This is a genomic window from Myxococcales bacterium (genome assembly GCA_012517325.1).
In the GTDB taxonomy this organism is placed as follows: Bacteria; Lernaellota; Lernaellaia; order Lernaellales; family Lernaellaceae; genus JAAYVF01.
In genome coordinates, this window is sequence record JAAYVF010000059.1 from 33,972 (window position 1) to 44,493 (window position 10,522).

The 10,522-nt window shown below is 62.1% G+C and carries 9 protein-coding genes; 2 read left to right on the top strand and 7 right to left on the bottom strand.

Features of this window, described 5'->3' with window-relative positions:
* Position 1: 1 nt before the first annotated feature.
* Together GX444_10435 and GX444_10440 are read right to left on the bottom strand one after the other, a co-directional pair.
* A complete protein-coding gene (locus GX444_10435; protein NLH49006.1) occupies positions 2-547 on the bottom strand; it encodes a GNAT family N-acetyltransferase in 546 nt (181 codons plus the stop codon).
* 192 nt (positions 548-739) lie between these two features.
* On the bottom strand, positions 740-1,099 hold the full coding sequence (locus GX444_10440) for a hypothetical protein (GenBank protein ID NLH49007.1): 360 nt from the start codon (positions 1,097-1,099) through the stop codon (positions 740-742).
* A 180-nt stretch (positions 1,100-1,279) separates the two neighbouring features.
* Between GX444_10440 and GX444_10445 the strand changes: the two genes are divergently transcribed.
* Both GX444_10445 and hemW read left to right on the top strand, forming a co-directional pair.
* The gene (locus GX444_10445) at positions 1,280-2,275 is read left to right on the top strand and encodes a radical SAM protein (GenBank protein NLH49008.1); all 996 of its coding nucleotides are present in this window, start codon (positions 1,280-1,282) and stop codon (positions 2,273-2,275) included.
* A 208-nt stretch (positions 2,276-2,483) separates the two neighbouring features.
* Positions 2,484-3,641 carry a radical SAM family heme chaperone HemW gene (gene hemW / locus GX444_10450; GenBank protein NLH49009.1) on the top strand — a complete coding sequence of 386 codons (1,158 nt, stop codon included), beginning with the start codon at positions 2,484-2,486 and terminating at the stop codon, positions 3,639-3,641.
* Here hemW and lepA read toward each other — a convergent pair.
* From lepA to GX444_10475, 5 genes are all read right to left on the bottom strand, one after another.
* On the bottom strand, positions 3,638-5,434 hold the full coding sequence (lepA, locus tag GX444_10455) for an elongation factor 4 (protein NLH49010.1): 1,797 nt from the start codon (positions 5,432-5,434) through the stop codon (positions 3,638-3,640). The two genes, hemW and lepA, sit on opposite strands and share 4 nt — an antisense overlap.
* Positions 5,435-5,449: 15 nt before the next feature.
* Complete coding sequence (locus tag GX444_10460) at positions 5,450-6,085, bottom strand: hypothetical protein (GenBank protein ID NLH49011.1); 636 nt, start codon at positions 6,083-6,085, stop codon at positions 5,450-5,452.
* A 93-nt stretch (positions 6,086-6,178) separates the two neighbouring features.
* Entirely contained in the window at positions 6,179-7,102 is a 924-nt protein-coding gene (locus tag GX444_10465; protein NLH49012.1) for a ketopantoate reductase family protein, read from the bottom strand.
* Between the two features lie 85 nt (positions 7,103-7,187).
* On the bottom strand, positions 7,188-8,771 hold the full coding sequence (locus tag GX444_10470; protein NLH49013.1) for a hypothetical protein: 1,584 nt from the start codon (positions 8,769-8,771) through the stop codon (positions 7,188-7,190).
* Between the two features lie 15 nt (positions 8,772-8,786).
* Entirely contained in the window at positions 8,787-10,202 is a 1,416-nt protein-coding gene (locus GX444_10475; GenBank protein NLH49014.1) for an MBOAT family protein, read from the bottom strand.
* Positions 10,203-10,522 lie beyond the last annotated feature (320 nt).

A 10,522-nucleotide genomic window follows, 5' to 3' on the forward strand; every position in this document is an offset into this window, starting at 1 on the left:
CTCAATCACCCTCGGGGTCCGGTTCCTCGATAAACAGCGGCAGGGCGTATTCTTCTTTCACCGGCAATCCGGCGGCCCGAAAAATTTCCGGAGTCAACCACAGGTTACTCGAATCCTGGATCGAATCGAGCACCCGCGTGGCCTCGACGCGCCGGATGCCGCGTTCACGCAGATCGACCAGAATCTCGTCGATCATGAACCGGGCGATTCCCAGCCGGAGGTAATCCTGGCGGATGTGGAAGCAGGTCAGATGCCAGGTGGCTTGCCCGGAACATCCGTCGCTGTCCAACAAATCGGCCAACGGCGTTCTCTCCGGCGCGGCCTGGCACCAGCCGACCGCCTTTTCGTCCACAAACAGCAGGTAGCCGTAATAGTGGCCGTGATCGAAAAATTCCTCCTGCAACAGACAGGGGCTCGCCGCGCGCGCCCAGTCCTTGTCCGCCCACGCCGCGATCTGGCCGTGCGGGCAAAAGCCGCTCAGTTCCTGGTGCAACCGGAGAAAATCCTCGAAGTTGGCCGGGTTTAATCGTTGGATCTCCATGCTCATGACCCTCACCTCCGCCCATCCTTGGCGGCGGGCCGCCCCCTTCCCCGGAAGGCCGCCCGCCCATCATCTTTTTCCAGTTCCCGCGACCGTCCAAGATATACATCGTCAAGCGGCCGGAAGTGGTTGACGGCGGATGAAACAAAAAGCCCGTCGCGGCAGTCGTCGCGGCGGGCTCAGCGAGATTGTTTTCTGCTATTTCGCGGCGTATTCGCATTCCAGCCAGGTTTTCAGTTTGGCTTTTTCGTCGTCGGCCGGTTTGGGAGCCACGGGCGGCATGGATTTTTTCACGGTCACGAGTTGAACGATCTTGTCCTTGTATTGTTGAACCGCCTCGACCTTGTCGAAATCGCTGCCGGCCGGTGCGCCCATGCGGGTCATCATCGATGTCTTGGTGGAAACGTGGCATTTGGTGCAGTACTTTTCCAGAAACGCCTTGCCGAAATTGTCGTAAGTCACCTCGCAGGTTTTCGTCGCGGCCAGCGAAGCCTGGATGAACATCGCCAGGACAATGAAAACCGACAACATCAAGAACACCTGGTACGATTTTTTCATGGTTTCCCCTTTCTCACCGATAGTTCGGCGACCCCCTTATTGGAAAGGAACTCCCCTCGCTCATTTGCCGATCATTGTTTGCCAGAGTAACCATTCCCGATTTCGGCTGTCAAATTGCCCGGATACCGAGAATATCCGGATCACCGCCGGAAGCGGCCGCCCCTTCCCAACGGGACGGCCTTGTGGCACAACAGCGGCATGGATACACCCGAGAAACACACCGTGGAAAAGCGGGGGCAGATGCTCGGCCCCGGAACGATTTCCAAAACCCTGCGCCCCTATATCGTCGCTTTGCGATCGCGCATCCCCGACCGCTGGATGCGCGATTACGTTTACGGGCCGCTCTCCGGCCAGGCGCGGCGGCGCTATCGCGATCTCTGGCCGTTCGCCTTGCCGGCCACGGTCAGCATCGAGACACGCACCATCTGCAATGGTCGCTGCGCCTTCTGCGCGGTCAGTGTCGACAACCACGCCCGCGAGGATCGCGCCATGCCCTGGGCGGTATTCGCCCGCCTGATCGAGGAACTGACGGCCGTTCACTATGCGGGGCGCGTCGCGTTTTTCGTCAACAACGAACCCCTGCTCGACAAAGGCCTCGAGGAGAAAATCGCCTACGCCCGCGAACGGTTGCCGCTAGCCTTCTTCCAGGTTTCGACCAACGGCATCATCCTCACCCCCGAGCGAGCCAATTCGCTGTTCGACGCCGGTCTGGACGACCTGACCGTCAACGATTACCTCGACAACCGGCCGGTGCGCGGCAATATCGAGGAAACGTTCCGCTCGCTGTCGCCCGAACGACGACGCCGGTTCATCGTCTATTTGCGCGAACGCGAAGTGCAGCTTTTCAACCGGGCCGGTTCGGCGCCGAATCGCGGGGCGCTCGACCGTCCGATGCGCGCGTTCTGCCAGATGCCGTTTTCGCAGATCAATATCGTTCACGACGGCACGGTCTCGCTCTGCTGCCAGGACGTGCTGGTCCAGGTGCCGATCGGCAACGCCTACGAGTCGGGAATCTGGAACGTCTGGTTCTCCGAACGTTACCGGGAAATCCGCCGCCGCTTGATGGCCAAAGACCGCGGCTGCACCGAATTGTGCCGCGCCTGCGACTATCGCGGCTTCAAAGCGCTTTACGGCGTCTGGTGGCCGCTGAATCGTTTGTTCCGGGTGCTGAAGTAGATTTGTCGCAAAACAGCGCATTTCCCGACCGTCAAACATATTGTCATTACTGGCTTTTTTCTCAAGGAGATCGACCGAGCGGTCGATTTATCTTTTGTTGCGAGGCGAAGGGTTCACCGGTGTCTTCGGTGAATCCGATTGAAAAAACGGCTTTGTCGCTCGCGCCGGACGATTGATCGCGACGGCGAGAATGGACAGTCGGAATAAAATGAAAGCATCCATCTCGGGTTTGTATATTCATATTCCTTTTTGTCCGGCCAAATGCGGTTACTGCGCGTTCAATTCCCAACCGCTGCCCGATGAAGCGACCCTGGACCGCTACCTGACCGCGCTGGAAACCGAATTGGTCCGTCAGCAAAATTTTCTGGCCGGCGCGCGGCTGAAGACCATTTACTTCGGCGGCGGCACCCCTTCGCTGGCCGAGCCGAAACGCCTGCGAAGAATTCTGGATCACGTGTTCCGCCTGATCGACCCGCGCAGCCGTCCGGAAGAAATCACCCTGGAATCCAACCCCGTCACCCTGCAAGCCGATCGGCTCAAAGGATTTCGCCAGGCGGGAATCAACCGGCTGACGATCGGCGTGCAATCTTTCGACCTGGCGGCCCTGACGTTCATGGAATGCGCCTACCGCTCGCCGATCGCCACCCAGGGTTTCGAAACGGCGCGACAAGCCGGGTTCGACAATATCGGGTTGGATTTCATCGTCGGCCTGCCCCAACCGCACGACGAGGTGTACCGCGCGGATCTCAAGCAGGCCACCGAACTGGCGCCAAACCACCTCTCGGTCTACCTGCTGACCGTCGATGAACCGTCGCACCTTTTCGAGCGCGTCAAACGGGGTGAGATCGTGCCGCTCGGCGACGACCGGCAGGCCGAAATTTTTCTCGATTGCCACGACATTCTGAGTCGCGCCGGTTACGACCACTACGAGGTTTCCAGTTACGCCCGGCCGGGCTTCCGGTCCCGCCACAATAGCCTCTACTGGACGGGCGAATATTATCTCGGACTCGGCGCCGGTGCGCATTCCTACCTGGAAATCGAAGGGCGGCCGGTTCGCCGGGCCAACGTCACCAACGCCGACCGCTACATGGACCTGATGGCGCGGGATCAGGAGCCGCTGGACTTCACCGAGACGCTGACCCCGGCGATCATGGCGCGGGAACGGATCATGCTGGCGCTGCGCACCAAGGAAGGCCTGGCACCGGCGGATTTCGGCTCGCTCGAGGACCGGTTGATCCTCAGCCTGACGCCGCACGCCCGCGACGGGCTCATCGCCTGGGACGGCCGCCGGTTCCGGCCGACGCCCGCGGGCATGCTGATCGCCGACGGCGTCGCCGAACGGTTATGGGATCTGATCGCCGATTAGTCGTCGTGCACGCGCAAGACCGCGAGAAACGCCGACTGCGGAATGGTCACCTGGCCGACCTGCATCATCCGCTTTTTGCCCTTCTTTTGTTTTTCGAGCAGCTTGCGTTTGCGGGTGATGTCGCCGCCGTAACATTTCGAGGTGACGTCCTTGCGGTAGGCGCCGATCGTTTCGCGGGCGATGATCTGCCCGCCGATCCGGCCCTGGATGGGAATCTTGAATTGCTGGCGCGGGATTTCCTCGGTCAGGCGCTCGCAGATCTGGCGGGCGCGTTCGATGGCCCGCTCTTTGTGAATGAGCACCGAGAGCGCGTCGACCGGTTCGTGGTTGACCAGCACCTCGAGTTTGACGAGCGTCGTTTCGCGGTAATCGAGAAACTCGTAATCGAACGAGGCGTAGCCGCGCGACACCGACTTGAGCCGGTCGTAGAAATCGAACACCACCTCGGCCAGCGGCAGCTCGAAGGTCAGTTCGACGCGCCGCTTGTCGAGGTAGTTCATCTGGCGCTGAATGCCGCGCCGGCTGATGCATAAGCTGATGACGCCGCCGAGAAAATCGTCGGGCAGGATGAAGTGCGCCTTGATGAAGGGCTCTTCGACCTTGGTGACCTTCATCGGGTCGGGATAATGCACCGGGTTGTCGATGGTCAGCACCTCGCCGGTGACGGTCGTCACCCGGTACTGGACGGACGGCGCGGTGAGCAGGATCGACTGGTCGAACTCGCGCTCCAGCCGCTCCTGCACGATTTCCAGGTGCAAGAGGCCCAAAAAGCCGCAGCGGAAGCCGTGGCCCAGCACGATCGACATGTCTTTCGAGTAGATGAGCGAGGCGTCGTTGAGCTTGAGCTTCTCGAGCGAGTCGGCCAGTTCGGGGTAGTCGTCGGTGCTGACCGGATAGATCGAGGAAAAGACCACCGGCTGGACTTCTTTGAAGCCCGGCAGCGGCGCCGCGCAGGGCTTGTGCTGCAGGGTGACCGTATCGCCGATGCGCGCCTCGCTGACCGTCTTGACGCCGGTGATGATGTAGCCGACGTCGCCCGCCTCGAGGTATTTCCGGCGCTGCATGCTTAGCTGCATGATGCCGGCTTCCTCGACGTGATGGTTCGCCTCGGTGGCCATCAGGCGGATGGCGTCGCCTTCCTGCAACCGCCCGTTGAACAGCCGCACGTAAACGACGACGCCGCGATAGGTATCGTACTTCGCGTCGAAAATCAGCGCCTGCAGCGGGCCGGCGGCGTCGCCGCGCGGCGGCGGCAGGCGGTCGGCGATGGCGGCGAGGATTTCCTCGACGCCCTGGCCGGTCTTGGCGCTGCAGAGCAGGGCCTCGTCCGGGTCGAGCCCCAGGTCGTGATTGATCTGGTGCTTCACGGCCTCGATGTCGGCCGAGGGCAGGTCGATCTTGTTGATGACCGGGATGACCTCGAGGTTGTGTTCGAGCGCCAGGTACATGTTGGCCAGGGTCTGCGCCTCGACGCCCTGGGAGGCGTCGATGAGCAACAGCGCGCCCTCGCAGGCGGCGAGGGCGCGCGACACTTCGTACGAAAAATCGACGTGGCCGGGAGTATCGATCAGGTTGAACAACATCTGCCGCCCATCGGCGTGCCGGTAGGGCAGCGTCACCGCCTGGCTTTTGATCGTGATGCCCCGCTCGCGCTCGATGTCCATGTTGTCGAGGATCTGATCCCGGAATTCGCGATCCGGGATGTTCAGCGTCCGCTGCAACAGGCGATCGGCGAGCGTCGACTTGCCGTGGTCGATGTGGGCGATGATGCAAAAGTTACGGATGTTGTCCAAAGGGGTTCCCGTCGCTTATTTGGTCCGTTTCCAGGTGCCGCCGGACTCCAGGCGCTTCCGCGTGCAATTGATCACGTCGGGCAGGTCGTCCTTGGCCATCGAATTGACGATCTTGGTCGCCATGCCCGAGAACGGCCCGAGGTCCAGCGAAACGCTGACCAGGTATTCGGCCAGGATCACGCCCGGCTCCAACTGCTCCAGTTTCCAGTGCCCGTCGTTGGCCTTGAAGAACTTGTGCGGCCGGTTCATGTCCAGCACCCAGGTCATGCCCATCCGGTCGGCGTCGATGGTGCCGACGGTGGTGTAGGTCATCGTCTTGATGGTCGCGTCCATATCGAAGGTCACGATGGCCTGGCTGGCGGTGACGCTGACCGGCGTCACTTTTTCCAGGCGGGGGTAGAATTCGAGGTAGTGCGAATAATCGAAAATGACCTTCCAGAAGTCATCGACGCTGCCCTTCATGATGCCGTAGGCTACGCCGTAACCTTTTTCGCTGCCGTTCTGAATGTTGTTTTTGACCACGATCTGGCCGGCCTTCACCTTGGCCAGTTCCTCGGGAGTCAACTTGGAGCTGACGGGGCCCGCCAGCGCGGTGGATGCCGCCAAAATGACCGCCATCAGCAATCCCAACCAGAAAAACCGCCTCAACATGACAAATTCCTCCTTGTACGAACTGGAAGTCGAAACACGGTCAATTCATTTAGGGTGAATCCGGCCGCCGGTCAAGCGGGCCGGTTTGTTCGCTCAACCGATGGCGCGGGCCTTTTCCTTGGCCTGCACCAGGCGGGTCAACGTATCGTTGACCGGCGTGGGAACACCCAGTTGATTTCCGAGCCGCGACACCGCGCCGTTGATCGCCTCGATTTCGGTGCGGCGCCCGCGCTGAATGTCCACCAACATGCTGGTCCGGTTATCGCGCGTCTTGTCGATCACCTGCCACACCTGGGTCAGCCGTTCGTCCAGGTCGAAAACCATCCCCTGCTTGGCGGCCACGGCGATCGTTTCCGCCACCGCGTCGCGCACCAGCGATTGGACGATTTTCAACTCGACCAACTGGCCGGTGTTGACGCCCAGAATCGCCGTCACGGCGTTGATCGCCACGTTGATGCACAGCTTGCCCCAGACCAGCGTGCGCACGTCGGCCACCGCCCGCGCCGGCCAGCCGGCCCGGGTCAGCGTTTCGGCCAGCCGGGAAGTCCGCTCCGACCGCGCGCCGGTCAACTCGCCGATCGCCGTCTCGCCCTCGCCGGCGTGGTGAATCACCCCCGGCTTGGTGACGTTGGCGCCCATGGTCGTCATGCCGGCCAGTACGCGCTCCCGCCCGACCAGCTCGGCCAGGGTCTCGACGTTGCCGATGCCATTTTGCAGCGACAGCACCAGCGTGTCCGCGCCGACCAGCGCGCGATGTTCCTCCATCGCCGCCGCCGTGTCGTACGCCTTGACGCACAACACCACCAAATCCGCCGAGCCCGCCTGGCGGCCGTGCCGGAAAATCGTCGGTTTGGTCTGGTAGGAGCCGCGCACGCCGGTCAGCCGTAGTCCCTGCCGCATCACGGTTTCGAGGATCACCGGATCACGGCCGATCAGGGAGACTTCCAGCCCGCCGCGCGACAAAATCCCGGCCATCAGTGAACCGATCGCGCCGGCGCCGATAATCGCGATTTTCATGGTTTGGCGCGTCCTCCCCGCGGCTACCGTGATGGATTATGCCGTGGTCCCGCGCCTTTGTCGAAGGGCGGCGGGGCGAAAAACGTCAAAATGGCAGGCGCGGCTGTTCGGGCAGCGGCGGATGCCATTCCGGCTGGGCCGGCCACAAAGGCGCGTACAAGGTCAGCGGCTCGGTCGGCACCGGCAATGGCGCGCCGGCGGCCTTGGCCTGCATGGTCAGGCCGGCGTACTCGATCAGGCCGGTGACGAACGACCGGTACAGGCCGCCGCCCAGCAGATCGGCGCCTAGGCGATTGGGGTGCGTCATGTCGCCGGCGCAAAGCCGGGGCTTGTTCTCGTACCAGCGGGCCATCGAGCCGTGGCCGCCCATGGCCTGATAGGTGTCGTAGAAGGCGCAGCCGGCCTTGAGCGCGGCGCGGCGCTGGGTCGCCACGAGACGCGGAATGATGGTCTTGGTCGTCAGCTTGCCGTTGAGGCGGGCCGCCCGGTCGGCCGGCGACATCACCAGGCAGGACGCCTCGGGCACCGCGGCGCGGATCGTGCGCAGAATGTTGCCATAGTCGGTCTCCACCACCGCCATCGGCCGATCCTCGTCCTCCGATTCGTTGGTGCCGAAATTCAGGATGACCAGATCGGGACGCCGCAGGCGCAGTTGCTCGGCCCAGAGCGCGGTGTTGATGCGCTCCAGGGTGCGGGCGCGGCCGCCGTTGATGCCCAGCGTGTCGTAGACGAGCCCCGGCCCCTCGCGCTCGAGCACCCCGCCGAACAGGCGGACCGGGCCGTCGCCGGCGCATTGGACGCGGAACTTGTGGGCGCCGTCCTTCACCTTCACCGTGTAGACCCCGCTTTTGATGATGGGACCGGCGGTCTTGACCTTGGTTTGCAAAACGTCGTCGGCGTAAACGTCGAACGAGCCGCCGCCGGGACGGATCAGGTAGTAGACCTCGAATCGCGAGGCGCGGCGGCCGTATTCGCTTTTCTGTTGCGTGCCGTATTCGACGAACTGGCTCGGGCCCGAGCCGTCGAAGGCGAAGCCGCCCAGGCCGTAATAGCCCTCCCTGGATTTCGGATTCATGATGCCGTCCACCGTCCAGGAGCCGGTGCGATAGGTAACATCCCAGTGCTGGTACCAGGGCCAGGGTTTGCCGGCCATCATGAAGCCGTGGCCGGCGTCGCCGAAGCGCCCTTGCAGGCGGCGGCGCGTTTCGCCGGTCAGGAAATCGACGACCACCAGCGAATCGCCGTAGTGCAGGATGCGCGTCACGGCGCCGGGTTCGCGGTGCACGGTGCGGGTCAGGGCTTCGTAGAACGAACTCATCGCGCGGCCGGTCGGATCCTCGATCCGCCGCACGTCGCCCAGCAGATCCTCGGCTTTCGGGTCGATGCCCAACAGCTTGGCCGCTTCGTTCAAATCGGCTTTCACCACGGGCGCGGTTTCGCTTTTTTCTTCCGGCGAAACGACCGGCTGCTCGGCCACCGACGGGCTGGAGGAATACCACGAAACGCCCTGCGTGGGCTCGAAGCGCAGGCTGGCCACCAACTGGCGCGGATCGGTGCGGAATCCGGCGATCAGGCAAAAGAGCAGAAACCACAGCATCGCCTGCGCGGTTTTGCCGGTCAGCGTCGCGCGCGGCCTGGCTTGAATCTCTTTTTTTTCTTCCGGCGGCAAAGTCCCCAACCCCGATCAGAACTGATAATAAATGTAAGGCCTCACGTCACTGCTGGCGACGGAGTATAATACGATTACCACGCCGAACAAGACCAACCCCTGCACCGACGCCGGCAGGGCGGCGAACCGGTTTTGCAGCCATTCCTCGTGCCGTTTGGGCACCAGGTGCATCCCGAATCCCAGGACCAGCAGCAACAGGATCTGCCAGGTCAGGTTGGGCGCGCTGCCGATGAACGAAAACAGCGTGTGCAGCAGGTTGAAGCCCGCCGCGACGTCGTCGGCGCGGAAGAAAATCCAGCCGAAACAGACGAAGTGGAAGGTCAGCAGGCCGACCGCCGCCCGCCCCCAGGCGCTCGCCGGATTCTCGCGGCCCGTCCGGCGCTGGATCATCCGCGTCAGCATCTGCGCGCAAGCGTGCAACACGCCCCAGAACAGGAATTTCCATTCCGCGCCGTGCCAGAACCCGCACAAGAGCATCGTAATCCACAGGTTGACGTAGGTGCGCGCCGGGCCTTTGCGGCTGCCGCCGAGCGGGATGTAGAGGTAATCGCGGAACCAAAACGACAGGCTGATGTGCCAGCGCCGCCAGAAATCCCGCGGATTCAGGGCGATGTACGGCGCGTCGAAATTGATCGGCAGGCGGAAGCCCAGCAGCAAGGCCGAGCCGATCGCCACGTCGCTGTAACCCGAAAAGTCGCAGTAGATCTGCAACGCGTAGCCGTAGATGGCCGCCAGCGCCTCCCAACTGGTGTACATTTCCGGGATGGCGAACACGCGGTCCACGAGGCCCAGCGCCAGGGCGTCGGCGATGACCACCTTCTTGAACAGGCCCGCCATGATCAGCCACAGCGCCAGCGAGCCCTGCTTGTCGGTCAGGCGCGGCGGCTGCTCGATTTGCGGCAGCATGTCGGCGGCGCGGGCGATGGGCCCGGCGGTCAGTTGCGGAAACATGCCGACGAACAGCAGGTAATCGAAGTAGTTGTAGGTCGGCGCCAGCTTGCCCCGGTAGATTTCGATGATGTAGGTCATCGTCTGGAAGGTGTAGAAGCTGATGCCGACGGGCAGAATCAGGTTAAGCCGCAGGCGGATCGGGTCGAGCCCGAGCAGTTGGCAAAAATCGGACGCGCCGCCGAGAAAAAAGTCGGTGTACTTGAAAATGACCAGCAAGCCCAGGTTGGCCGTCAGGCTGATCGCCAAGAGCGCCTTCTTCTGCCATTGCCGCCGCGCCATCGGCAGCACCCCGCCGAGGAAGAAATCGAGCGAGGACGAAAACCAGATCAGCAGCAGAAAGGTCGGGTTCCAGTTGGCGTAGAAAAAGTAACTGGCCGCCAGCAACAGCAGAATCCGGGCCATCCGGACCCGCACCAATGACCAATAAGCCACGAAGACGATGACCAGAAAAAGGCCGTATTTGAAGCTGTTGAACAGCAAGACTTACCCCTCAATGAGGGCGGAGTGTAGCATTACAAAGGGGATTGTAAAGAGTTGTCGCGGCTAAATTGGTTTTCCGGCGAAAGAGAAAGGCCAACCTCAACTCGGACGATTCGGGCTTGAGGCGCCGGGGATTTCAGTAATCGACCGAATACACGCATAGGTCCATGCATTCCTCTTCGATAACGTACAATTTCTTTCGCACTTTGGGATATTGAAAGAGTCCTCGAATCGGTTGAAGGTTGAGTCATCACCAAACAACCCAATGACCGAAGGAGGACTCTATGGAGACGAGGGTATCGAAAGCGGGAACCGAACGT

Excerpts from the sequence above, each read along its gene's own strand:
- GX444_10435 (NLH49006.1), bottom strand. The coding sequence starts at position 547 with ATGAGCATGGAGATCCAACGATTAAACCCGGCCAACTTCGAGGATTTT.
- GX444_10440 (NLH49007.1), bottom strand. The coding sequence starts at position 1,099 with ATGAAAAAATCGTACCAGGTGTTCTTGATGTTGTCGGTTTTCATTGTC.
- hemW (NLH49009.1), top strand. The coding sequence starts at position 2,484 with ATGAAAGCATCCATCTCGGGTTTGTATATTCATATTCCTTTTTGTCCG.
- GX444_10460 (NLH49011.1), bottom strand. The coding sequence starts at position 6,085 with ATGTTGAGGCGGTTTTTCTGGTTGGGATTGCTGATGGCGGTCATTTTG.
- GX444_10465 (NLH49012.1), bottom strand. The coding sequence starts at position 7,102 with ATGAAAATCGCGATTATCGGCGCCGGCGCGATCGGTTCACTGATGGCC.